Source organism: Pseudoflavonifractor gallinarum (assembly GCF_014982855.1).
Classification (GTDB): Bacteria; Bacillota; Clostridia; order Oscillospirales; family Oscillospiraceae; genus Pseudoflavonifractor_A; species Pseudoflavonifractor_A gallinarum.
In genome coordinates this window covers 26,998-51,924 of record NZ_JADCKF010000012.1, presented here as the reverse complement: position 1 = coordinate 51,924, position 24,927 = coordinate 26,998, and the positions used below count along the sequence as shown (strand labels likewise).

Here is a 24,927-nt window from a genome sequence, read left to right as displayed (position 1 = left end):
AGCAGCAGACAGAAGAGATCCTTCCAGACAACTGCTAGATAAAGAGAGGCCCCCCCGGTCTAGCCGGGGGGCCTCTTTTTCCTTTTTATGCCCGAGGGGTGACCGATGCGTCCCAGGCAGCAATTTCATGGAGGGCTGTACAGGCCTTCTCCACAATGTATGCCATCATCTTTTCTCCCTGCTCTTTTGTGGCAAAAGTCGGGTTCCCGCAATTGCCGGCCGCCGAGAGATCATTGGCCAGCCAGCCCATTCCCACAGGCCCCTCCAGCGTAAAGACCTGGTTGCCCAGGAATTTCTCCGGCCGCGTGGGAACGGCCCGCTCCATCCGCACCGCCTCCGGCCGCGACACCAGCACCAGCGCGCTCTCCAGCTCTCCTGCATGGGAGTCGCAGCCCGGATCGGTCCGCACTTCCACCGGCTTGTCCGGCTGTGCCAGCAAAATGGAGATATCGATGATAAATACACCCGCGCCCGTCTCCGAGCGTACGGTATAGGCCACGTTGTTCAGCGTGGCGGAGTTCCCGCCATGCCCGTTCAGGAAGACCAGCTTCCGGAAGCCATGCCGGACCAGGCAGTCACAGATCTCTTTCAGCATCCGGTAGTATGTATCCGGCTGGAAGGTTACCGTACCGGGATATGCCATATGCTCCACACTGAGTCCCACCGGAATCATGGGGAAGAGCAACAGCTTGAATTCCGGCTCCAACTGGGCAAGGATCCGCTCCGCCGCACACTGTGCATCCAGCGTATCGGTCCCCAGCGGCAGATGGTGGCCATGCTGCTCGGTCGCCCCCACTGGAATCAGTATGATCGTCTTCTCCCGGTCCATCGCCTCAATATCCGGCCAGCACATGTCCTGGTAATCGCGTCCCATTATTTCCCCACTCCCTCACATTTGATTTGCCTGTACTCTGGCCGCAATACATCCGGAGAGCTCCTGTGTCGACAGGATCGTATGGTCTACCGGAAGGACGGCGGACATGGCCCGCGCCAGACGCGTTACCTGAGGCGGCAGCACGAAGGACTCTTTCAGCTTCTCCTCCTGGGCAAATACCTCCGCGGTGGGTCCGTCCAGAATCCGCCGTCCCTTGCACATGACGATGACCCGGTCGGCGTACTCCGCCACAAGGGACATGGCATGTGTCACAACGATCACCGTATGTCCGCGGCGCTGAAACTCTTTGGCAATGTCCATGATCTGGGCGCATCCCCGCCGGTCCTGGCCGGTGGTGGGCTCATCCAGAATGATGATCTCCGGCTGCATGGCGATCACCGAGGCGATGACCACCTTTGCCCGGTCACCGGCCGAGAGCGCCATGGGGAATTCCCGACGCAGTCTGATCAAGCCGGTCTGCTCCATGGCATGTTCTACCCGGGCGTCGATCTCCGCCTTGTCCAGCTTTAAATTTTGAGGGCCAAACCGGATCTCCTCCTCCACCGAGTCGGCGAAGAGCTGCCGGTCCGGGTTCTGGAGCACAAATCCCACCTTGGTGGACAGGCGGGCCACGCTGATCTCCCGGGTGTTGACGCCATCCACGATAATATTTCCCTGGGTCGGCTTATGCAGCCCCACCAGATTTTTCAGGAGGGTGGATTTTCCCGCGCCGTTCTGCCCAATGATCGCCACAAAGTCATTCTTCTCGATGGTAAAGCTGACATCGTGCAGCGCCTCAAAGCCATTGGGGTAGGTATAGGTCAGGTGGTCCACTTGAATGACAGGTTCCCTCATATCCTCGCCTCCGTTTCTTGCAGCAGGGCGGAAAAGACCTCTACGCCCTCTTCCAGCCGGACCGGAAAGGCGTCCAGCGGGATCCCGCTCTGTTCCAGCTCCACCGCTACCATGGAGACCTGCGGAACGGCCAGCCATGCCTTGTCCACAATCTCCTTATTCCGGAAAATACGCTGGGGCGTGTCCATGGCCAGCACCTCTCCCTCATGCAGTACCAGAACACGGTCTGCAAACTGGGCGATCTCTTCGCTCTTATGGGTGACCATGATGATAGTCATATTGTATTTTTCCTTCAGTTCCCGGACCACCTGAAACACCTCGATGGTGCCGATGGGGTCCAGCTGGGAGGTCGGCTCGTCCAGAATCAAAATCTCCGGCTGCATGGTCAGTGCAGAGGCGATCGCCACGCGCTGCTTCTGTCCTCCCGACAGGCGGGTGGGGTCTTTTTCCTCATATCCCGCCATCCGCACCACCTGGAGCGCCCAATCCGCGTTGCGCTGGATCTCATCGGTGGGGATCTCCAGATTTTCCGCACCAAAGGCCACCTCATCCAGCACCTCTGTGGTAAAAATCTGCGATTCGGGGTCATCCAGCACAATGCCGATATGCTGGCAGAGCTCGGGGAGGGTATGCTCCTTGCTGTTCAGGCCGCAGATGGTCACATCGCCGAAGTATACTCCCTCCTGGCTGTGGGGGATGATGCCGGAGAGCATCTTGCACAGGGTGGTTTTTCCTGCACCATTCTCGCCCATGATGACCAGAAACTCGCCCTTCCGGACCTGAAAGTTGATGTGCTTCAGGCTATACGCCGGCGCATTGGGATAGCGGAACGAGGCGTCAAACACATCCAGAATGATCTCATCCATGATACTCCCCCCTTACAGCATGACATTCAGTGTGAACATACCGGCGCAGAAGGCCAGGATAAAACAGAGGAAGGCCCAATCCGCCCCGTGCATCGCGATATCGTGCAGATAGGTCCGCTTGGGACGGCTCCCAAAGGAACGGACATCCATCGCGGTTCCGATCAGTGTGGATTTCTTCATACTGCCCATCACCAGCGGCACCACCAGGGCAGGATACGACTTCAGTTTCTGGAGGGTTCCGCCATCTTCAAAGGCGGTAAATGCCCGGAGCTTCTGCGCATCCGTAATGGTGGCGATCTGTTCCTGGAGCACCGGCACCTGATTGAGGGCCGTGGTGATCATAAACGCATACCGGTAGGGCAGCCCCAGCTTGACAAATCCAAGTGCCAGATCCCGCACTCGGGTGGTCATGATGATCAGCGGCATCAGGCACATAATGACCATCAGGCGGAATCCCAGGAGCAGGCCAAAGAGCACGCCTTCCACCGCAATGCTCCCCATTCCTCCGATCAGCGGGACAAAGTCCGGAATAATGGGGCTGATCAGAATGGTTTCTCCGCCCTGGAAAAGCGTCTGGATCAATACCACAAAGAGCACCAGGCCCACCAAGAGCTTCAGGTATCCGCCCAACTCACGGATCGATATGCCGGACACCTTCCAGCAGATCATAATCAGAAGAAAGACCAGCCCCAGAACGGGGAAATTGCGGGTGACAAACACCAGAATCGTCAGGATCAGGAGCATAATGATTTTGACACGCGGATCCAACTTATGGAGAAAGGACTCTCCAGCATGGTATTTGATCATGACCGAACCTCCTCCTGACAAAAGACCTTCTCTGCACATTCCTTCTGCATCGCGTCCCGTTTTCTCCGGTTCTCCTCATACTCCAGCCGCATCTGCCGGTCCAGCTCTGTCTCCTCCTCCAGATTGTCATAGGCGGGCCCCACAAAGACCCCGATCTTGGGAAGGCCCATCAGGAGGGGGATCCCAATGATCACCGCCGCAAAGGAAAAGACAAGCCGCTCTGCCGGCACGCTGAAGGCCAGCACCTTCAGAAGATCCGCCGGGAGATCCATCAGCATCATCACGAAGATGCAGTTAATTCCCTGGGCCACAATATAGCACGGATAGAGGATCAAAAAGAGGCCGATCGCCTTCCAGAGAAAGCGCTTCTTTTCAAAGAGGTATACGCCAAGGGTCCCTCCCACCAGCGCCATGACCAGACCGACACACCAGACCGTCACGCTGTAGATCCACGCTTCCCGTGCGGCCGGGTAGAGCAGCCAGCTGCCGATGCTCAGTACGATCAGGCCAAAGGCCGGCTTCCAGTTTCCACGGCTCAGATAGCCGGCGGCAAAGGCATTGGATGCGCCCGTCAGGCAGGTAAAGATGCCCACGTTGGCGGTATGGGGCGCGATCAGCGTACCGATGAAATCTCCGATCAACGCGGCCAGTCCGCCCGGGATCGGTCCGAACATCACTCCCGCCAGGGGGGCCAGTGTATAGCTGATGCTGAAGTTTCCGCCGCCGCCCAAAATGGGGAACGAGGGCAGCATACTTGCCGCCGCCATCAGGGCGGCCCACACGGTGATCGTGGCAAAATGGGTCTTGCGTTTACGGGTCAGGTTTTGGCGCATGGTCATTCTTCCTCCTTCAACGCATGAGAGCGGTCGTCAGATTCGGTGCCGTACCAATTTGACCGGCAGAATGTCAGAGCGCAGATAGGCGTTGGCCCGGACAATGGCCTCTCCCTCCACGGTATATCCGGTATCCCGCATCAGAAGCAGGGGTGTCCCCTGGGATACCTCCAGCTGCTGCGCAAGGGATGTGTCCGCCGGCACAATGTTCAATTCTGCCAGTGTAATATGGACCTGCTTGACACAGAAGGTCTCCAGAAACTCAAAGATCGACAGGTCCTGATAACCGTTCCACTTGCTGTAATCCAATCGGAAAATACTCTCTTTGATGTACACGCGGCTATAAATCAGCGGTATCCCACCTCCATAGAAACAGCGTTCCAGACGCAGAAGACGCTCCCCCGGCTCCGTCCGGAAGGTCTCATCCAAAACAGGTTCCTCCGGCGTCAAAATCCATGCGTCTGATAGATACTTACATTCCGGCTCCCGGCCTGTGGCACGGATCAGCTCCAGATAGTCCAGCTGCTCATCCACCCGCGGCTGTGCCATAAAAATGTGGGTATTGATCCGGGTCCCCACACCGCGCTTGCGCGTTACGTATCCCCGGGACTCCAGTTCTCCCATGACATCCCGGATGACCATACGGCTCACGCCGAGCTGTTTTCCCAGATCTTCTTCCGACGGAAGACGCTCTACCCCCTGCCGGCTACAGGAAACCAGCATCCGAAGCAGTGCTACCTTTGTTTGTGCGTAGAGATCCATTGTCTCCCGCGCCGAAAATTTCGTCCCCATTCTGATCCATTCCTTTCTGATTCCACGGCATAGCATGAAACGCGCCAATTTGCTTCACAGCCTATCATAGCATATCACTTTATGCCGCTGCGCGCCTCCTTTCCTGGAACCAGTTTGATATAATATTATATTTCAAAATAAGTATTACTCTTTTATATTAGTATGATATACATATCCACCAAGAATGTCAAGTGCCCTTTTCACTTTTTTGTCGATTCTGTTCCAGGGCGGCACATCCGCTTTTCTGCACCTCACACAAATATCCCCAAAGAAACAGAGCGTCTGCCCTCTGTGACATCGCACAGAGAACAGACGCTCCTTCTAATAAAGCCATGATTGCGCTGTGGGCACTCCGTCCGCCCCGCCACAGGTCATCTCGTCTCGGCCTCTTTTGCCCCACGCTTGGCCGCATACTCAACCGCTGCGGCCACAAAGTCTCGGAACAGTGGGTGGGCTTTGTTGGGACGGGACTTGAATTCCGGATGGAATTGGACGCCCACAAACCAGGGATGCCCGGGCAGCTCCACCATCTCCACCAGACTGCCGTCCGGGGAGAGTCCGGAGAGGCAGAGCCCCTTTTCCACAAGCAGTGTCCGGAAATCGTTGTTGAACTCGTAGCGATGGCGGTGCCGCTCCCAGATCTCCTCTGTGCCGTAGGCGTGAAAGGCCCTGGTGTCCCGGCTGGTGATATGGCAGGGATAGGCCCCCAGACGCATGGTCCCACCCTTGCTGACCACCTCCCGCTGCTCGGGCATCAGATCGATGACCGGGTGGGCAGTGGAAGCCAGCTCCGTGGAATGGGCGTCCGCCAGACCGGCTGCGTGGCGGGCAAACTCGATCACCGCCATCTGCATGCCCAGACAGATCCCAAAGTATGGGACACGGTTCTCTCTGGCCCAGCGGATGGCCGAAAGCATCCCGTCCACCCCGCGGGAACCAAAGCCGCCCGGGACAATGACTCCGGCGCATCCGCCCAGCATTTGCGCGGCATTGTCATCGTTCAGCTGCTCCGAGTCCACCCAGCGGATGGCCACCTGAACACTGTTCTCGATCCCACCGTGGGCCAGGGCCTCCGCGACGGAGAGATAGGCGTCGTGCAGCGCCACATACTTTCCCACCAGCGCGATCTCCACCCATCCGTGCGGGTGTTTCGCCCGTTCCACCATGGTGCGCCACTGGTTCAGATCCGCATCCGCTCCGCCCAGCTTCAATCTTTGGCAGACCACTCTGGCCAACCCCTCCCGCTCCAGCATGAGCGGGACTTCATACAGAATGGGCGCCGTCTGATTGGCAATCACCTGTTCCGGCGGGATATTGCAGAAGAGGGAAATTTTATCCCGGATGTCCTGGGGGATCTCCGCGTCGGAGCGACAGAGAATCACATCCGGCTGGATCCCCAGGCCCAGCAGCTCCTTGACCGAGTGCTGGGTGGGCTTACTCTTGAGCTCCCCGGTCCCCGGGATGGAGACAATGAGAGAGACGTGGATATAGAGCACATTCTGCCGTCCCACCTCCACCGCCACCTGGCGGATGGCCTCCAGGAAGGGCTGGGACTCGATATCGCCCACCGTGCCGCCGATCTCCGTGATGACCACATCGATGCCCGGACGCCGTCCCACCCGGTAGACCCGCTCCTTGATCTCGTTGGTGATGTGGGGGATGACCTGGACGGTACCGCCCAGAAAAGCCCCCTCCCGCTCCCGGTTGAGCACCGACCAGTATATCTTGCCCGAGGTGACCGAGGAGTCCACCGTCAAATCCTCGTCGGTGAAGCGCTCATAGTGTCCCAGATCCAAATCGGTCTCGGCGCCGTCCTCCGTGACAAACACCTCGCCGTGCTGATAGGGACTCATGGTACCCGGGTCCACATTGAGATAGGGATCAAATTTCTGAAGGGCCACCTTGAGTCCCCGGGCCTTCAGCAGGCGTCCCAGGGAGGCCGCCGCGATCCCTTTTCCCAAGCCGGATACCACGCCTCCGGTCACAAAAATATACTTTGTCATGTGCTGTTCCCTCTTTTTTCATGGATTTTATACTCAAAAACCGCTGGCGCCGTAGTTTCCCAGCACCCGGGCGGATGGGTCATCCACATCGCAGCCCTCCCATTCCCGGTTGGGCATCCAGAAATCGCGGATCATTTCGGCCTGACCCGGGTAGTACTTCTCGAAGAGATCCCGGTAGAGCAGGCTCTCCTTGGTAAAGGGAGGCCGGAAAGGATACCTGGCGCACCCGCTCAAAAAGGCCCCGTCCGTGTACTGTCCGGCGGCGTATTCCTTCAGATCATCCACCATGGAGTGGCCCACCGCGTCGGAAAAGGCCGCCTTCTCCCGCCAGAGGATCTGTTCGGGCAGCAGGCCGTCCTCCGCAAAAGCCCGGCGCAGCAGATACTTTCCCTTGCCATAGGTGTTCATCTTGAGGGTCGGGTCCACCGACATGACGTACCGGGCAAAATCCAGGTCACCAAAGGGCACCCGCGCCTCCATGGAGTGGACACTGATACAGCGGTCGGCCCGGAGCACATCGTACAGATGGAGCTCCTCGATCCGCTTGCGGGACTCCTGCTGGAAGGCCTCCGGTGTGGGGGCAAAGTCGGTGTACTTATACCCAAAGAGCTCATCGGAGATCTCTCCGGTAAGGAGCACCCGGACATTGGTCCGCTCCCGGATGGCCCGGCAGCACAGGTACATGCCGATGCTGGCCCGGATGGTGGTGATGTCCCAGGTTCCCAGTGCGGCTACCACCTCAGGGAGTGCCCGGAGCACATCTTCCCGGGTCATGATGATCTCGGTGTGCTCCGCGCCGATAAAGTCGGCTACGGTCCGGGCATACTTGAGGTCGATGGCGTCCGTGTCCATGCCGATGGCAAAGGTACGGATGGGCCTGCCCAGGAGCTTGGCGGCAATGGCGCACACCAGGCTGGAATCCAGGCCGCCGGAGAGGAGAAATCCCAGGGGCGCGTCCGCATCCAGCCGCTTTTCCACCGCCGCGATCAGCTTGTCATGGATCTTGCGGCAGACCGTCTCCAGATCGTCGGTGCAGTCGCACGGCGTCTGCGCAATGTCCGCATACCGGATAAACTGTCCACGGTAATAGTAATGCCCCGGCGGGAAGGGAAAAATCTCTCCGCACAGCCCCACCAGGTTTTTTGCCTCACTGGCAAAGACGATGCCTCCGTCCCGGTCATAGCCGTAGAACAGCGGCCGGATGCCGATGGGGTCCCGGGCGGCAATGTAGGTGTCCTCCTGTCCATCGTAGAGGATGAGGGCAAATTCCGCGTCCAGCTTGGAGAACATCTCCACCCCATACTCCCGGTAGAGGGGGAGCAGGATCTCACAGTCGCTCTCACTGCGGAAGGAATACTTCCTCTTCAGGGCCTCCCGCCATTTTCTCCAGCCGTAGAGTTCCCCGTTGCACACCACCATATCCGCACCCAGGGAGAAGGGCTGCATCCCCCGCTCGTCCAGTCCCATGATGGAAAGGCGCCGGAAGCCCAGCCAGCCCGACGGCGTCTCTGTCACACGGGCCATGTCCGGCCCCCGGGAACGGGTCCGGTCCAGATAGTACCGCACCTCCTCCGCCGTCCTGGTCTTTTGGGTAAAACCGATGATCGAACACATAAAAAAGCACCTCCGGATCTCTTTGCGCAGCCTTCTCCTTTTCTTAGGACGAATGCTGCGCTCCGCGGTGCCACCTAACTTTGCCGCCTTCCGACGGCCCCTTTTCCAGCTCTGGACAAGCCGGTGCGATATAACGGTCGCGCCCGGTCCCCCTACTGGCCGTACCGGCGTTCAGGTTTCTGCTCCGGAGTGTTCTTCACGCAGCCTCTGGTGCGGGTTTTCCACTCTCACCCGTTCACTGTGACCGACCCTCTGCGCTACTTTTCTCCCTCATTGCCTCTGGTTTCTGATAAAAATAGACAAGGGCGCCGTGGCCCATGCCACAGCGCCCTTGCTGTTGTTAGGCATTATAGCCGGATGACGACGCTCTGTCAAGGGGGAGTCCCATTTTCAGCAAAGTGTCCCATTTTTTACACGGAACACCCCAACAGATTTTGTGCCTTTAAAAACGAATGGGATAGGTGCCGGTAAAGCACCCCTCACAGAAGCCGCAGGTGGCGTCCGGAACCATCTGATGCAGATCCTCCCGGCGGAGGAAGGCCAGACTGTCTGCCCCGATGAGGGTCTGGATCTCCTCCATGGAATAGCGGCAGGCGATCAGCTCCTCTCGGTCCGGAATATCCGTCCCGAAATGGCAGGGCGCCAGGAAGGGCGGGGAGGAAACCCGCATATGCACCTGTGCCGCTCCGGCCTCCCGCAGCAGGGAGACGATCTGGCGGGAGGTCGTTCCACGGACGATGGAGTCGTCGATCATGACCACCCGTTTGCCCTCCACGCAGCTTCTCAGGGCGCCCAGCTTGATGCGCACGGCCTGCTCCCGGCTCTGCTGTCCGGGCGTGATGAAGGTGCGCCCCACATAGCGGTTTTTAACCAGCCCGATCCCATAGGGAATGCCGGACTCCTCCGCATAGCCCATGGCGGCATCCAGCCCGGAGTCCGGAACGCCGATGACCACATCCGCCTCCGCCGGGCTGGACCGGGCCAGCAGGCGCCCCGCCTGCCGCCTGGCCATGTGGACCGATTGGCCGCAGAGGATGGAGTCCGGCCGGGCAAAGTAGATGTACTCAAAGATGCACATATGGCTGGAGGCGTTTACGCAGTTTTCCCGGATGGAGGTGATCTCTCCGTTCTCCACCACCACGATTTCCCCGGGTTCCACCTCCCGCACCAGTTCCGCCCCCACCGCACTCAGCGCACAGCTCTCCGAGGCAAACAGGATGGCCTCCCCCCGCCGTCCCATGCACAGAGGCCGGAATCCCCAGGGGTCCCGGACGGCGATCAGCTTTTGAGGGGACATGACCAGCAGGGAGTAGGCCCCACGCAGGCCCTTTACCGCCTGGCAGACCGCATCCTCCACACAGCTGCAGCGCAGACGCTCCTGGGCAATGGCATAGGCGATCAGCTCAGAGTCGGTGGTGGTCTGAAAGATAGCCCCCCGGTACTCAAAGGCAGTGCGCAGCTCCTGGGTGTTTACCAGGTTTCCGTTGTGCGCCACCGCCAGCGTCCCCTTCACATACTTCAGCGTGAGGGGCTGTGCATTTTCCCGCCGGTTGCCGCCGGTGGTGGCATAGCGCACATGGCCCACTGCCATGGTCCCGTTGAGCTGATCCAGACGCCCGGCATCGAACACCTCGCCCACAAGTCCCACATCCTTGTGGAAGGAGAGCTCCCGGTCATTGATCGCGGCGATCCCGCAGGCCTCCTGCCCCCGGTGCTGAAGTGCGTAGAGGCCATAGTAAACGGTGCGGGCACAGTCTCCGGCCGGGTCCCAGATGCCAAAGATCCCGCATTCTTCATGGATGGACAATTCTGATTCCTCCTCCATCGTTCCATCTCCAAAAAGAGACAAGGGCGCTGCGGTTAAATTCCGCAGCGCCCTTGCTGTCCGACATGATTATATATACTTTCCCCTTCTCCTGTCAAGACCACAGCTGCACGCTCCAGCCTAAAATATGAATGTTATAAACTTATTAGTTTTATTTTGCAGGAATTTCTCTCAAAAAATCATTTTCAAAAAATATTAAAAAAACTATTGACATCTTCAAAAAACAGGACTATACTTTCGCCCATAGTTCAGAGCAAAGGCGTTCTGACCGAAAGGTCGGTTCGCCTTTGTTTTTGTTTTATGAAAGTCCGAAAGGGGAGTCTTGCATGTCGTACAGCAAAGAAGATATCATCCGCATGGTAAAGGACGAAGATGTGGAGTTTATCCGCCTCCAGTTCACCGACATTTTTGGTCAACTGAAAAATGTCGCCATCACCGCATCTCAGATTGAAAAAGCGGTCAACAATCAGATCATGTTCGACGGCTCCTCCATCGAAGGTTTTGTCCGCATCGATGAGTCGGACCAGTACCTCTACCCCGATCTGGACTCCTTTGTCATTTTCCCCTGGCGTCCCAGCCACGGCAAGGTGGCCCGTCTCATCTGCGACGTCTACAACCCGGACGGCACCCCCTTTGCAGGGGATCCCCGCGGTGTGCTCAAGCGGATCCTGAAGCGGGCCTCCGACATGGGATACGACGCCTTCAACGTAGGCCCCGAGGCCGAGTTTTTCCTCTTCCAGACCGACGACGAGGGCAAGCCCACCACCAAGACCAACGATGAGGCGGGTTACTTCGATCTGGGCCCTCTGGACCACGGTGAGGGCACCCGCCGGGAGATCTGCATGGCGCTGGAGCAGATGGGCTTTGAGATCGAGGCCAGCCACCACGAGGTGGCCCAGGGACAGCACGAGATCGACTTCAAATACGCCGATGCCCTGCGGGCGGCCGACAACATCATGACCTTCAAGCTGGCGGTCAAGACCCTGGCCCAGCGCAACGGGCTCCACGCCACCTTCATGCCCAAGCCCATCTTCGGGATCAACGGCTCCGGCATGCACACCAACATGTCCCTCTTCCGCAACGGGAAGAACGTCTTCTACGACCCCGACGGGGAGAAGGGCCTCTCCAAGGAGGCGTACAGCTTCATCGCCGGTCTGCTCCACCATGTCAAGGGCATGGCGGCCGTGACCAACCCCCTGGTCAACTCCTACAAGCGGCTGGTGCCCGGCTACGAGGCCCCCTGCTACCTGGCCTGGTCGGCCTCCAACCGTTCCGCCCTCATCCGCATTCCCGCCGCCCGCGGCCAGTCCACCCGGGTAGAGCTGCGCTCTCCTGACCCCGCCTGCAACCCCTATCTGGAGCTGGCGGTCTGCCTGGCCGCCGGACTGGACGGCATCGAGCAGGGCATGACGCCCCCCGCCGAGGTGACTGAGAACATCTTCGTCATGGACCAGGCTACCCGGGAGGCCCACGGCATCGAGAGTCTGCCCGGCTCGCTGGAGGAGGCCATCCGCGCCATGCAGGCCGACCCCCTGATTCTGGAGACCCTGGGCGAGCACGTGTCGGAAAACTACATTGCCGGAAAAGTCAAGGAGTGGGATGAATACCGCACCCGCGTCAGCTCCTGGGAGTGCGACAAATACATGATCAACTACTGACCGGCACGCCCGGCCCCCGGAGGGAGAGGAATCTATGGAGCAGATCATTCTGGCTTTTGAGCAGGAAAAGACCGCCCGGCGGATCAAAGAGCTTCTGGAGAGCTCCGGCACCGCCGCCTGTCTCCTCTGTACCTCTGCCGACCAGGTGCGCCGGATGGTGTGCAAGCGCCGCATCACCACGGTGGTGTGCGGATACAAGCTGCGGGACCAGTCCGCCCAGCTGCTGGCCGAAGATCTGCCCCCGTTCTGCTCCGTTCTGGTCCTGGCCCCACAGAATCTATTGGAACTGCTGGAAAATGTGGAGCTCTTTCGTCTCCCCACCCCCGTCACCCGGCGGGACCTCCTCACCACGGTGGAGATGCTTCTGCGGATGGGGCACCGTCTGGAACGGATCCTCGCCCCCCGGCGTCCCACCGAGGAACAGCAGCTGGTGGACCGGGCCAAGCACCTGCTCATGGACCGCAACGGCATGACCGAGGAGCAGGCCCACCGGTTCCTGCAAAAAAACAGTATGGACCACGGCGTGCGGATGAGCCAGACCGCCCAGCTGGTCCTGGACAGTGAAGATCTGGAATAAGACAGAGACAAGGCGGTCTCGTGGCGGCAGTCCGGGAACGCGGCTGCCGCCTTTTTCTATCCCTTACGTGAAAGGAGCGCTATATATGGAGAGAACCGGCTGCCCGCCCCGAGGCCTGTACACCCCCTCCTTCGAGCATGACGCCTGCGGGATCGGCGCGGTGGTGGAGATCAACGGCCAACCCAGCCGCAGAACGGTGGACGACGCCCTGAAGATCGTGGAAAAGCTGGAACACCGGGCCGGAAAGGATGCCACAGGAGAGACCGGCGACGGAGTGGGCATCCTGCTTCAGATCTCCCACCGGTTTTTTGCCGCTGCCGCCCGGGATGCCGGCATCTCTCTCCCCGGCCCGCGCGAGTATGGTGTGGGAATGTTTTTCTTTCCCCAGGACGAGGCGGTCCGCCGCCGCGCCAAAGAGATGTTTGAGGTCCTTACCCGGCGGGAGGGGCTCCCCTTCCTGGGCTGGCGGAAGGTACCGGTCTGCCCGGATATTCTGGGCCGCAAGGCGCGGGACAAGATGCCCTGCATCGAACAGGCCTTTGTGACCAAGCCCGAGTCCCTCCCCACAGGCCTCCCCTTTGACCGGAAGCTCTACCTCCTCCGGCGGGTCTTTGAGCACTCCAACCGGGAGACCTACGTGGTCTCCCTCTCCAGCCGCACCATCGTCTACAAGGGGATGTTCCTGGTGGACCAGCTCCGCCGGTTCTATCCCGATCTCCAGAGCGCCGACTATGAGTCGGCCATCGCCCTGGTCCACTCCCGCTTCTCCACCAACACGAATCCCTCCTGGGAGCGGGCCCACCCCAACCGCCTCATGGCCCACAACGGCGAGATCAACACGATTCGGGGCAACGCCGACCGGATGATGGCCCGGGAGGAGACCATGTCCACCCCCCTGCTGGCCGGAGACATGGACAAGGTCCTGCCGGTGGTCGATCCCTCCGGCTCCGACTCCGCCATGCTGGACAACACGCTGGAATTTCTGATGATGGCGGGCATGGATCTGCCGCTGGCCGTCATGGCCTGTATCCCGGAGCCCTGGCGGGAGGACCGGAACATCTCCCGGGCCAGACGGGATCTGTACCACTACTATTCCACCCTGATGGAGCCCTGGGACGGCCCGGCCGCCATTCTCTTCTCGGATGGCGACCTGGTGGGCGCGGTGCTGGACCGGAACGGTCTGCGTCCCGCCCGCTACTACATCACTGCCGACCACCGGCTCATCCTCTCCTCCGAGGTGGGGGTGCTGGATCTGCCCAGCGGGGAGATCGTCCGCAAGGGCAGGCTCCAGCCCGGGCGGATGCTGCTGGTGGACACCGTGCAGGGACGCATCCGCTCCGACCAGGAGGTAAAGGAGGCCTATGCCGCCCGTCAGCCCTACGGCGAGTGGCTGGACCGGAATCTGCTCCGCCTGCGGGATCTCCCCATCCCCAACCGCCGGGTGGAGCGGCACAGCTGGGAGGAACTGCTCCGCCTGCGCACGGCCTTTGGCTATACCGAGCAGGAGATCACCGACACCATCCTTCCCATGGCGAAGACCGGCGCGGAGCCCACCGCCGCCATGGGCGCCGATGTGCCGCTGGCCGTGCTGGACCCCAAGGATCAGCCGCTCTTCCACTATTTCAAGCAGCTCTTTGCCCAGGTGACCAATCCCCCCATTGACGCCATTCGGGAGGAAGTGGTCACCGACACCACCATCTATGTGGGCGACGACGGCAATCTCCTCCAGGAGTGCGCCGAGAACTGCCGGGTGCTCCAGATCCACAATCCCATCCTCACCTCCACCGACATGATGAAGATCAAGGCCATGGACCAGCCCGGCTTCCGGGTGGAGACCGTGTCCATGCTCCAATATAAAAACACTCCGCTGGACCAGGCCCTGGACCAGTTGGCCCTCTCGGTGGACCGGGCCTGGCGGGCAGGAGCCAATGTGGTCATCCTGTCCGACCGGGGCGTGGATGAAAACCATGTGGCCATCCCCTCCCTGCTGGCCGTGTCCTCCATCGAGCAGCATCTCATCCGCAGCCGCAAGCGCACAGCCGTGTCCATCCTGCTGGAGACCGGCGAGCCCCGGGATGTCCACCACTTCGCCACCCTTCTGGGCTATGGTGCCCGGGCCGTGAATCCCTATCTGGTGGAGGAGACCATCGTGGACCTCATTGAGTCCGGGCAGCTGGACAAGGATTTCCACACCGCCGTGGCCGACTACAACGCCGCCGTGCTCCATGGCATCGTAAAGATCGCCGCCAAAATGGGGATCTCCACCCTCCAGTCCTACCAGTCCGCCCAGATCTTCGAGGCGGTGGGCATCCGACAGGAGGTCATCGACCGCCACTTCACCAACACGGTCTCCCGGGTGGGCGGGATCGGCCTGGAGGAGATCGGCGCCATGGCTGAGCGCAATCACTCCCGGGCCTTCCAGACTCCGCCCGGTACGCCGCCCTCCCCCCAGGTCACCCGGGAGGACCGCCAGGACCACCTCTTCAACCCCCAGACCATCCGTCTCTTGCGGGAGGCCACCCACCAGGGCAGCTATGAGACCTTCCGGCAGTACACCGCCCTGGTAGATGACGAGACCAGGCCCCGCACCCTGCGCGGTCTGCTGGAATTCCGCTATGCCGCCCAGCCCATCCCGCTGGATGAGGTGGAGAGCGTGGACGCCATCGTCCGGCGCTTCCGGACCGGGGCCATGAGCTACGGTTCCATCTCCCCGGAGGCTCACGAGTGTTTGGCCCTGGCCATGAACCAGCTGGGCGGGCGGTCCAACTCGGGCGAGGGCGGCGAGGAGCCCGACCGCCTCCGTGACCCGGCCCGCAACTCGGCCATCAAGCAGGTGGCCTCCGGCCGCTTTGGGGTCACCAGCGAATATCTGGTCAGCGCGGAGGAGCTCCAGATCAAGCTGGCCCAGGGGGCCAAGCCCGGGGAGGGCGGCCATCTTCCGGCCGGGAAGGTCTATCCCTGGATCGCCCGGTGCCGCCACGCCACCCCCGGTGTCCCCCTCATCTCGCCGCCGCCCCATCATGATATCTACTCCATCGAGGATCTGGCCCAGCTCATCTATGATCTGAAATGCGCCAATCGCAGGGCCTCCATCTCCGTCAAACTGGTCAGCGAGGCCGGTGTGGGGACGGTGGCCGCCGGAGCGGCCAAGGCAGGGGCCCAAGCCATCCTCATCTCCGGCTATGACGGCGGAACCGGAGCCGCGCCCCGCACCTCCATCTACAACGCCGGTCTGCCCTGGGAGCTGGGACTTGCCGAGGCCCACCAGACCCTCATCCAGAACGATCTGCGTACCCGGGTCATGCTGGAGGTGGACGGCAAGCTCATGTCCGGCCGGGACGTGGCCATCGCCTGTATGCTGGGCGCCGAGACCTTCGGCTTTGCCACCGCCCCGCTGGTGGCTCTGGGCTGCGTGATGAAGCGGGTGTGCAACCTGGACACCTGCCCTGTGGGCGTGGCCACCCAGAATCCGGAGCTGCGCAAACGCTTCCGGGGCAAGGCGGAGTATGTGGTGAATTTCATGCGCTTCATCGCCCAGGAGCTGCGGGAATACATGGCGCAGCTGGGCGTACGCACCGTGGAGGAGCTGGTGGGGCGCACCGACCTGCTGGCTGTCCGCTCCCCTGCCGCCAATCCCCGCTCTGCCACGGTGGACCTGTCCCGCCTCCTCCAGAACCCCTGCACCGCGCAGGATGGGCAGCACTTTCAGCCAAGCGATGTCTACGACTTTCACCTGGAGAACACCGTGGACCGGAAGGTTCTGGAGCCCGCTCTGGGGAAGGATCTGGCCGCCGGACACCCCCGCACTCTCTCTATCTCCGTCTCCTCCACCGACCGGGCCGTGGGTACTCAGCTGGGCTCGGAGATCACCCGTCTCCACGGGAACGATCTGCCTGAGGACACCTTCCGCATCCACTGTACCGGCGGGGGTGGCCAGTCTTTCGGCGCGTTTCTGCCCCGGGGCCTGACCCTGGAGCTGGAAGGCGACGCCAACGACTATCTGGGCAAGGGGCTCTCCGGCGGTAAGCTGGTGGTCTACCCGCCCCGGGACAGTCGGTTTGATCCGGCCGAAAATATCCTGGTGGGCAATGTGGCCCTCTACGGCGCCACCAGTGGTACCGCCTTCCTCAACGGCGTGGCCGGGGAGCGCTTTTGCGTGCGCAACTCCGGTGCAACCGCTGTGGTCGAGGGGACGGGAGACCACGGCTGCGAGTACATGACCGGCGGCCGGGTGGTGATCCTGGGTCCTACCGGCAAAAACTTTGCCGCCGGAATGAGCGGCGGCATCGCCTATGTGCTGGATGAGCACCGGGACCTGTACCTGCGCATCAACAAGGAACTGGTGTCCATGGACCCGGTGAGCGACCCACAGGATGCCGCGGAGCTGCGTGCTCTCATCCAGGCACACGCCGCGGCCACCGGCTCCCCCAGAGCCAAAGCCATTCTGGCCGAGTTTGAAGCGTACCTGCCCCGGTTCAAGAAAATCCTCCCCCGGGATTATGACCGCATGCTCCATGCCATTGCAGCCTATGAGGCCCAGGGTATGAGCCGGGAGGAGGCCGAAATGGCGGCCTTCTATGCCTCCCAGACATCCCGCACACCAACCTGATTCCCTCTCTTCCATTCTCTCCTATCGAAGTAGAAGCCAGCGTCCAAAGGACGCTGGCTTCTGCTCTGATACTCCCCTTACTCTTCTACTCTTTTAAGGATGCGTAGGGTCCTCCTTCCCTCCGCCCTTCATTTTGGACCGGATCAGTCCGCCGATCCCCCGGCTGATGAGAGCATAGGGGCGGTGGATTCTGCAGGGGAAATAATAGGGCCGGTCCACCCATCCCTTCTCCTCCCAGTAGGCCCGATCCAGCTTTCCCAGGAAGAGGGCCATGGATTTCTGCACCTCAAAGTCGATCATCTGGCCCAGCGAGGGGGAGTAGCGCTCCGGCTGCTCCATCAGGCATACGAATCGCTCCACCTCCCGCTCGGAGATCTTCCGGTCCTGATTGAAGATAGTCCGCCCCACCTTTCCTGCCGGCATGGCTCCCCACTGTACCGCAATGCTCTCCAGATAGGACAGGGTCTTTTTCAGTCCCGACCCCTTGGTGCTGGCTACCGCCAACATTGGCTTGCCCGTGAGGACCGGGCGGTGATACCACCGGCAGGTCCGGTCCAGAAAGGTCTTCAATTTTCCCGACACCTGCTGGAGATAGACCGGCGAGGCGAGGATCACGCCATCTGCCTCCGCGAGGCGTTCCATCAGCTCCTCCGCGCCATCCTTCCACACGCATTCCCCATTCAGAATGCAGCGGTCACAGCCCGCGCAGAATTGAATGTCATACCGGTAGAGCTCGATCACCTCCAGAGCGATCCCGTGCTTTGCCAAGATCTCCCCGATTTCCCCCAGCAGACGGAAGGTATTCTGTCTCCTCTGGGCGCCAAGCAACGCCACTGCCTTTTTCATTCCTACTCCTCTCCAACCCGGTTTTCCTATGGCAGCCATCATCTGCCCCAACCTAAGGATATTCCGCAGTTTCTTCCACAAACCGCAAAAGGCTGCCGCCAAGGGGCGGCAGCCTTTGCTCACATCCGCAGCGTCTCCTTCAGGGCCAGGACACGCGCCTCGATCTTGGCAATGGTCTCTGCCAAAACCTCATCCCCCTTGCCGGTGGGGTCATCCAGTCCCCAGTTCTCGGCATACTGGAAGGGGAGATTGGGGCAGCTCACATTGCAGCCCATGAAAATCACCACATCCGGCTGAGGGATGTCAAAAATCAGCTTGTTGTACTGCGTCTCCTCCATATCGATGCCGTGGAGGGCCTTCATCATCCGCACTGCGTCCGGATTGATATGGTCCTTCAATTCGGTACCGGCGGAGTAGCTCTCAAACACATCGCTGGCCAATTTCTTGCCCAGGGCCTCCGCCATCTGGCTGCGGCAGGAGTTATGGACGCAGACAAAGGCCACCTTGGGCTTGCCCTGGCATACGATCTGGGGCCGGGTGCGATCCGCGCCGCACTCCATGCCCGGATTCCAGCTTTCACTCATTGCTTCGCGCCCCGCTCTTCCTCCAGAATGATCTTCGCCGTCTCATAGGCCATCTCGCCCGTGAAGGCGATGCACTGCTCCATGTGCTCCTTGGAGCCCTTCTCCATCCCCTTGGTCAGCACTTTACAGCAGCTGACCTTGTGCCGCTGGCAGAAAATCTGATAGAGCTTCGCGCTCAGGGCCATGGCCCGGTCCACACTGGGGTCCTTTCCCTCGGTTCTGCCGTAGACCAGACCGATGGTCAGGATACCGCCCGTCAGCGCGCCGCAGGTACAGCCCATACCGCCCATGCCCACGGGAAAACCGGAGGCCATTTTGACCGCCTCCGCCGGTGCATCGATTTCCAGCTCCTCCACCACGGTCTTTACTACCGCCTCGGAGCAGTAGAATTCCCCCTTGCGGTAGTACTCCTCCGCCCGCGCCCGGATCTGATCCAGATCTGCCTCCAACCTCATAACTCAAACCTCCTGTATTTCTGGCTGATTTCTGTGCCTATTAAACCACACCAGTGTACGATTTGCAATGGATCAGACCAACAGGAACTGGATCGCATTGAAGAAATACCCTACCACCACGATTCCAAGGATGCAGATGGCAATAAAGGTGCCCAGCAGTCTGGGTTTGACCGCCTTTTTCAGCATGATCATGGAGGGCAGGCTCAGGGTGGTGACTGCCATCATGAAGGAGAGGATGGTCCCCAGCCCGGCTCCCTTAAAGAGCAGACTCTCTGCCACGGGGATGGTGCCGAAGATGTCGGCATACATGGGGACGCCCACCAGGGTGGCCAAAATCACGGCAAAGGGATTGTCCCCGCCCAGAACCCGCTCCACCCACGCCTGGGGCACCACATTGTGGATCAGCGCACCGATCCCCACGCCGATCAGAATATAGGGGGCCACCTTCCGAATCGTACCCAAAAGCTGCTCTTTCGCATAGAGCACCCGGTCGCGGCGGGTCAGTTTTCGGCCTTCCACTTCAATGTGGGGAGCGTTTTTGATGAAGTCCTCCACGTAGCGGTCCATCTTCAGCTTTTCGATTACGGTTCCGCCGATGACGGCAATGACCAGTCCCAGGAGCACATAAACCACAGCCACTCTGGCCCCAAAGATGCTCATCAGCAGCACCAGGGACCCCAGGTCCACCATGGGGGAGGAGATCAGGAAGGAGAAGGTCACCCCCACCGGAAGGCCCGCGCTGGTAAAGCCCATAAAAATGGGGATGGACGAACAGGAGCAGAAGGGAGTCACGGTCCCCAGCAGGGCTGCCACCGAATTGGCGCCGATCCCGTGGAATCGTCCCAAGATGCGCTTGGTGCGCTCCGGGGGAAAATAGCTCTGGATATAGGAGATCCCAAAAATCAGCACCGAGAGCAGCACAAAAATCTTAATGGTGTCGTAGATAAAAAATTGCAGGGCGCCTCCCAACATGGAATCGGTAGAAAGCCCGGCGGCGGTAAGCCCGTGGCCTACCAGCGCTTTGAGCCATTGCATGCCCAGGATCTGGTCCTGGAAAAACAGCCAGACCGTGCGAAGTACTTCCATTTCTTTGTCCCCTTTCCTCGGAAAACAGTTCTAAAATTTTCGATTTTACTTTCTGAAGAAAAGCCATCGCGTATGGGATGGCTCTTATCCTTGGCAGGTACAGTTCATTTCTGCACTGGTATTTACTTCCGTGAGGCATTGCAGCAGCTCTTTTGCATACCGGCTGCCCGCTTCACTGATTCCGTAGTGGGTCCACTTGCCCTCCACACGGCCCTCCACGATACCCGAATCACACAGGATCTTCATGTGATAGGACAGCGTGGACTGGCTGATGTTCAGGTCTTCCAGCAGGACGCAGGAGCATTTTTCCCCACTGCGGAGCAATTCCAGGATCTGCAGGCGGTTCACATCGCAGAAGGCTTTGAACACCTTTGCATCCGCCCCGTGGTCACGCATGGTATCCCTCCTTTCCAATCGATTCTATTCGAATTAATTCTCAGTATACCTTTCAAATCGAAAAAAGTCAATCTATTTCTTCACCTTGTCCTCATTGCATTCGGAGGTATTCTGTACTATGATAGAGTTACAAATGTAACACACTCCATCGCAGGGGGTATTTATGGACCGCAATCAGGAAAAATTGCAAAAACTGGCCTATGTCGCCCAGCGCTACTATCTGGATGACTGGAAGCAGAGCGACATCGCCGCAGAACTGGGTGTATCCCGCCCCCTGGTCAGCCGGATGCTCCACGAGGCCCGCGCCCTCGGCGTGGTCAAGATCATCGTCTGTCCCCCCGCCTCCGACGCAAACTCACTGCTGGAACAGCTGCGGCTGTCCTCCTCCATCCGGGACGGCGTTCTGGTGGAGGACGGCAAAGACGACGACGCCACCAACCAGCTGCTCTCCCAGGGTGCGGTACAGCTTCTGTGGCAGCTCCGCTCCCGGCATCTGGGGATTGGCTGGGGCCATCTGATCGGACAGCTGGTCACCTGGCTGGAGGCGCATCCCCAGCTGGGCAGTACCGTCACCGACATCTGCCCCCTGGTGGGCAACGCCAGTATCCCCGCCCGCAATTATCAGTCCAACGAGAATGTCCGCCTCATCGCCCAGCAGTTGGGCGCCACCCCCCACTTTATCTACCTCCCCGCCCTGCCGGACAGCCTGGAGGAAAAGCAGCTGCTCTGCTCCACCGAGATCTATCGGCAGATTCAGTTCCAGTGGAACAAGATGGACACCGCCCTGGTGAACATCGGAAACTATCCCTCCAGCCCGGACTTTGCCTCCCTGGTCCGCTATGGCAGCTTGCTCCAGGAGGAGCACACCTGCGGGCGGTTACTGGTCTACTATTTCAATGCCGACGGGAAGGTCATCCAGTCGGAGCAGGATTTCGCCATTCAGATTCCGCTGGATACGCTCAAGCGCTGTCCCAACATCGTGGGCGTCTGCTCTGCCAATACCAGCGCTAAGGCACTGCGCGGCGCGCTGAAGTCAGGACTTCTGACCCACCTGGTGGCCCGGGCCGATCTCGTCCGCGAGGCATTGAACTGATTTTCTTTTCAAATGTAACTCTTTCCTTCGGAGTTTCTTCCGTCGGAAAGAGTTCTTTTTGTTTATTGCACAATTTTAAAGGATATATTTTATAATTTATATAGAATCTGCACACCATTAATTGACTTTTGTTACATACAGAGATAAGATGATTGCACATAAGTAACACCCAATGTGTCGCTCTCCTATCTGTACACACCGGAACGGTCTATCTTTGTCTGATCGGAAAGAAGGAATCGCACCATGAAAAAGACGGAACTTGCCGCACGGTTTCAGCATGCCTGCGCCTGTGTCACTGCCGCAGAGCAGATTTTGACGGAAATCGACTCCAAATTCGGCGACGCGGACCACGGTCTCACCATGAACAAAATTGCAGGCGCCATCGCACAGGCCATAGAGGAGTCCGAGGGTGGGATCCAGTCCATGCTGGATGATGCCGCTATGGCGGTCATGGTCCTCAACGGCGGCAGCGCAGTCCCCCTCTGGAACACCTGGCTGGACGGCATGCAGGAGGCCGCCCCCGCTGGTGACGAGATCGATGTTCCCGGCCTCCAGGCCATGTTTGCCCATGGATTTGAGGCTCTGGACGACATCTCCGGGGCCAAGGTTGGCGATAAGACCATGATGGACGCTCTGATCCCGGCCAGTCAGGCCATTGCCGCCTACACGGGACAGGACGAAAGCAAGCTCTTTACCCTGGCGGCCCTGGCGGCCCACGGCGGTGCCGAGGCCACCAAACAGTTTACTGCAAAATTCGGCCGGGCCAAGAGCTACGGGGAGCAGACCATCGGTACCCCCGACGCCGGCGCCACCTCAATGGCCCTCTTTTTCCAGGGCCTGGCCCAGAGCTGAATCAATCTGCTATTTTAACCGGGAGGTAATGTCACATGAAAATGAAGAAGTTTATCAATGCCCCTGAGACCATCACGGACGAGGAACTGATCGGACTGGGCATGGCCTATCCCGATATCCTGGACGTGGACGGCCATCTGGTCATCAGCAAAGACCTGGCAAATGCCGACCGCGTGACCATCGTCACCTACGGTGGCTCCGGCCATGAGCCCGCCCAGGCCGGTTTCGTGGGCAAGGGCATGCTGGATGTGCAGGCCGTGGGCGATATCTTCGCCGCCCCCAACGCCAAGCTGGTCTTTGACGCCATGAAGCTGGCCGACAAGGGCCACGGCGTACTGCTCCTCACCCTGAACTACGCGGGCGACCAGCTGGCCGGCAAGCAGGCCATCAAGCTGGCCCAGAAGGCGGGCCTCAACTTCCGCCAGGTGGTCACCGGGGAAGAGGTCCAGTACGACCCCAACGGCGAAGACAACAAGCGCGGCCTGGCCGGCGCGGTGGCTCTCTACCACATCGCAGCCGCCGCTGCCCGGGAGGGCAAGAGCCTGGACGAGGTGGCCGAGATCGCCCAGCGCTATGCGGACAACATGGCTTCCATCACGGTCAAATCCACCGACGCCACCCATCCCCAGAACGGCATGTCCTTCGGCGACCTGGGTGAGACCGACATGATGGAGATCGGCGCGGGCCAGCACGGCGAGGGCGGCGGCGTCCGGGTTCCCATGATGTCCTCCAAGGACACGGTGGCCACAGTGGCCGAGGCCCTGAGCAAGAAGCTGGACCTAAAGGCGGGCGACAAGACCTTTGTGATGATCAACGGCTGCGGCACCACCACCATGATGGAGATGCTGGTGCTCTTCAAGGACACGGTGGAGTTCCTGAAGGCCAAGGGCGTGGAGGTAGTCGCCAGCATGGTGGGCGAGATCCTCACGGTCCAGGAGGCCGGCGGCTTCCAGATGAACATCGCCAAGTGGGACGAGGAGTTCATCCGTCTGTGGAATACCCCCTGTCACACCCCCGCATACAGCAAGGAGTAAGTTATGGCAGATAACATTGGAAACAAGGCCGCCCACGACTACCACCTGGACACCCCCGTGGCCCTGGATGGCTTCTTCGTCAAGGGTGCGGCCCACAGCGACTGGGGCATGCAGAACCGTCTGGCCCGACTCTTCAACCCGAAGTCCGGCAATACCGTCATGCTGGCCTTTGACCACGGCTATATCATGGGCCCCACCGCCGGTCTGGAGCGGATCGACCTGGTCATTCCGCCCCTCATCCCCTATGTGGACGTACTCATGGGCACCAAGGGAGTCATCCGCTCCTGCATCTCCCCTGCCGCCCGGGTGGCCAAGTGCGTGCGGGTCACCTACGACACCACCGTCCTCTTTGATGAGATGTCCAACGGAGGCGGCATCGCCTGCGACATCGAAAATGCCATCCGCATGAACGCCGACTGTATGGCCGTGCAGACCTTCCTGGGTGCCCCCGGCGAGTCCCGCTCTCTGGAGCTCCTCGCCCGCACCGCCGACGCCGGAACCAAATACGGCATCCCCACCCTGGGTGTGGTGGCCGTTGGCAAGCAGATGGAGCGCACCGAGAAGTTCTTCCAGCTGGCCACCCGCGTGCTGGCCGAAAACGGCGCCAATATCGTCAAGAGCTACTACTGTGAGGGCTTTGAGCGGGTGGCCGCCGCCTGCCCGGTGCCCATCGTCATTGCCGGCGGCAAGAAGCTGCCCGAACTGGAGGCTCTGGAGATGGCCTACCGCGCCATCCAGGAAGGAGCCCACGGCGTGGATATGGGCCGGAACATCTTCCAGTCCGACTGTCCCGCAGGTATGGCCCAGGCCATCGGCACGGTGGTCCACCAGGGCAGCACCCCCAAGGAGGCCTTCCAGGTCTATGAGGCCGTGAAAAACGGGGAAATTTGATTTCAAATCGTATAGGAGGCATTATTATGTCCGCTGAGTATATGCATATTGGTATCCCCGTCACCAACCGCAAGCCCAACATGACCTACAATGCAGAGGCCAAATTCTGGGTAAGCTGCGTGGATGACTATGACTACAAGATCGAATATCTGAAATTTGAGGAGGGCACCCCCTTCCCCGAGGACATCCACCGCAACCCCCATGTGGCCTATAAGGTGGACAATCTGGAGAAGTACATTGCCGACGCCGACCGTGTCATCTGCGGCCCCATGCCCGCCGGGGAGAAGGACCGTCTGGCCTTCGTGTGGAAGGACGGCGCGATCATCGAGCTCTATGAGGCGAATTGAGCCTTCTCATCGGGCAGTCCTCGTCACTCC

22 protein-coding genes and 1 other annotated feature are annotated in these 24,927 nt (G+C 60.1%); of the genes, 8 read left to right on the top strand and 14 right to left on the bottom strand.

The window, feature by feature from the left end; translation table 11 throughout:
- Window positions 1-85 precede the first annotated feature (85 nt).
- From INF37_RS12865 to purF, 9 genes are all read right to left on the bottom strand, one after another.
- Window positions 86-874 (bottom strand): creatininase family protein, encoded by a 789-nt coding sequence (locus INF37_RS12865; RefSeq protein WP_193538700.1) that lies wholly within the window; start codon window positions 872-874, stop codon window positions 86-88.
- Window positions 875-889: 15 nt separating this feature from the next.
- Window positions 890-1,729, bottom strand: a complete 840-nt coding sequence (locus tag INF37_RS12860) for an energy-coupling factor ABC transporter ATP-binding protein (protein ID WP_193538698.1) — start codon at window positions 1,727-1,729, stop codon at window positions 890-892.
- Window positions 1,726-2,595 (bottom strand): ATP-binding cassette domain-containing protein, encoded by an 870-nt coding sequence (locus INF37_RS12855; RefSeq protein ID WP_101692139.1) that lies wholly within the window; start codon window positions 2,593-2,595, stop codon window positions 1,726-1,728. Before INF37_RS12855 ends, INF37_RS12860 begins: the two co-directional genes overlap by 4 nt.
- Before the next feature lie 12 nt (window positions 2,596-2,607).
- On the bottom strand, window positions 2,608-3,402 hold the full coding sequence (locus INF37_RS12850) for an energy-coupling factor transporter transmembrane component T family protein (protein ID WP_180956781.1): 795 nt from the start codon (window positions 3,400-3,402) through the stop codon (window positions 2,608-2,610).
- A complete protein-coding gene (locus INF37_RS12845; protein WP_101692141.1) occupies window positions 3,399-4,241 on the bottom strand; it encodes an ECF transporter S component family protein in 843 nt (280 codons plus the stop codon). The genes INF37_RS12850 and INF37_RS12845 overlap by 4 nt, the downstream gene beginning before the upstream one ends.
- A gap of 30 nt (window positions 4,242-4,271) precedes the next feature.
- On the bottom strand, window positions 4,272-5,027 hold the full coding sequence (locus INF37_RS12840) for a GntR family transcriptional regulator (RefSeq protein ID WP_193538696.1): 756 nt from the start codon (window positions 5,025-5,027) through the stop codon (window positions 4,272-4,274).
- Window positions 5,028-5,398: 371 nt separating this feature from the next.
- The gene (locus INF37_RS12835) at window positions 5,399-7,030 is read right to left on the bottom strand and encodes a CTP synthase (RefSeq protein WP_193538694.1); all 1,632 of its coding nucleotides are present in this window, start codon (window positions 7,028-7,030) and stop codon (window positions 5,399-5,401) included.
- Window positions 7,031-7,063: 33 nt separating this feature from the next.
- Window positions 7,064-8,644: an asparagine synthase B gene (asnB, locus tag INF37_RS12830; RefSeq protein WP_193538692.1), complete on the bottom strand. Its 1,581-nt coding sequence runs from the start codon at window positions 8,642-8,644 to the stop codon at window positions 7,064-7,066.
- 41 nt (window positions 8,645-8,685) lie between these two features.
- Window positions 8,686-8,927 (bottom strand) — a binding site (T-box leader).
- Window positions 8,928-9,086: 159 nt separating this feature from the next.
- Window positions 9,087-10,469, bottom strand: a complete 1,383-nt coding sequence (gene purF / locus INF37_RS12825; protein ID WP_193538690.1) for an amidophosphoribosyltransferase — start codon at window positions 10,467-10,469, stop codon at window positions 9,087-9,089.
- 326 nt (window positions 10,470-10,795) lie between these two features.
- On the opposite strand from purF, the gene glnA reads away from it, so the two are divergent.
- From glnA to gltB, 3 genes are all read left to right on the top strand, one after another.
- A complete protein-coding gene (glnA, locus tag INF37_RS12820; protein ID WP_193538688.1) occupies window positions 10,796-12,127 on the top strand; it encodes a type I glutamate--ammonia ligase in 1,332 nt (443 codons plus the stop codon).
- A 34-nt stretch (window positions 12,128-12,161) separates the two neighbouring features.
- Window positions 12,162-12,704, top strand: coding sequence for an ANTAR domain-containing response regulator (locus INF37_RS12815; protein ID WP_186964208.1), 543 nt, complete (start codon window positions 12,162-12,164; stop codon window positions 12,702-12,704).
- Window positions 12,705-12,789: 85 nt separating this feature from the next.
- Window positions 12,790-17,313, top strand: a complete 4,524-nt coding sequence (gene gltB / locus INF37_RS12810) for a glutamate synthase large subunit (protein ID WP_193538686.1) — start codon at window positions 12,790-12,792, stop codon at window positions 17,311-17,313.
- A 93-nt stretch (window positions 17,314-17,406) separates the two neighbouring features.
- On the opposite strand, the gene INF37_RS12805 is transcribed toward gltB, so the two are convergent.
- The 5 genes from INF37_RS12805 to INF37_RS12785 form a co-directional block, all read right to left on the bottom strand.
- Window positions 17,407-18,159: a flavodoxin family protein gene (locus tag INF37_RS12805; protein WP_193538684.1), complete on the bottom strand. Its 753-nt coding sequence runs from the start codon at window positions 18,157-18,159 to the stop codon at window positions 17,407-17,409.
- Window positions 18,160-18,278: 119 nt separating this feature from the next.
- On the bottom strand, window positions 18,279-18,719 hold the full coding sequence (locus tag INF37_RS12800) for an arsenate reductase ArsC (protein WP_193538767.1): 441 nt from the start codon (window positions 18,717-18,719) through the stop codon (window positions 18,279-18,281).
- Window positions 18,720-18,739: 20 nt separating this feature from the next.
- Window positions 18,740-19,198: a C-GCAxxG-C-C family (seleno)protein gene (locus INF37_RS12795; RefSeq protein WP_101692149.1), complete on the bottom strand. Its 459-nt coding sequence runs from the start codon at window positions 19,196-19,198 to the stop codon at window positions 18,740-18,742.
- Window positions 19,199-19,270: 72 nt separating this feature from the next.
- Window positions 19,271-20,284, bottom strand: a complete 1,014-nt coding sequence (locus INF37_RS12790; protein ID WP_193538682.1) for a permease — start codon at window positions 20,282-20,284, stop codon at window positions 19,271-19,273.
- 84 nt (window positions 20,285-20,368) lie between these two features.
- On the bottom strand, window positions 20,369-20,680 hold the full coding sequence (locus tag INF37_RS12785) for an ArsR/SmtB family transcription factor (protein ID WP_193538680.1): 312 nt from the start codon (window positions 20,678-20,680) through the stop codon (window positions 20,369-20,371).
- A 163-nt stretch (window positions 20,681-20,843) separates the two neighbouring features.
- Between INF37_RS12785 and INF37_RS12780 the strand changes: the two genes are divergently transcribed.
- The 5 genes from INF37_RS12780 (at window position 20,844) to INF37_RS12760 (ending at window position 24,897) form a co-directional block, all read left to right on the top strand.
- Complete coding sequence (locus tag INF37_RS12780; RefSeq protein ID WP_193538678.1) at window positions 20,844-21,773, top strand: sugar-binding transcriptional regulator; 930 nt, start codon at window positions 20,844-20,846, stop codon at window positions 21,771-21,773.
- A 243-nt stretch (window positions 21,774-22,016) separates the two neighbouring features.
- Window positions 22,017-22,625 (top strand): DAK2 domain-containing protein, encoded by a 609-nt coding sequence (locus INF37_RS12775; protein ID WP_193538676.1) that lies wholly within the window; start codon window positions 22,017-22,019, stop codon window positions 22,623-22,625.
- Window positions 22,626-22,660: 35 nt separating this feature from the next.
- Window positions 22,661-23,659 carry a dihydroxyacetone kinase subunit DhaK gene (locus INF37_RS12770; RefSeq protein WP_193538674.1) on the top strand — a complete coding sequence of 333 codons (999 nt, stop codon included), beginning with the start codon at window positions 22,661-22,663 and terminating at the stop codon, window positions 23,657-23,659.
- Window positions 23,660-23,662: 3 nt separating this feature from the next.
- Window positions 23,663-24,550 (top strand): 3-hydroxy-5-phosphonooxypentane-2,4-dione thiolase, encoded by an 888-nt coding sequence (gene lsrF, locus INF37_RS12765; RefSeq protein WP_193538672.1) that lies wholly within the window; start codon window positions 23,663-23,665, stop codon window positions 24,548-24,550.
- A 26-nt stretch (window positions 24,551-24,576) separates the two neighbouring features.
- Window positions 24,577-24,897, top strand: coding sequence for a hypothetical protein (locus INF37_RS12760; protein WP_101692156.1), 321 nt, complete (start codon window positions 24,577-24,579; stop codon window positions 24,895-24,897).
- Window positions 24,898-24,927: the final 30 nt, after the last annotated feature.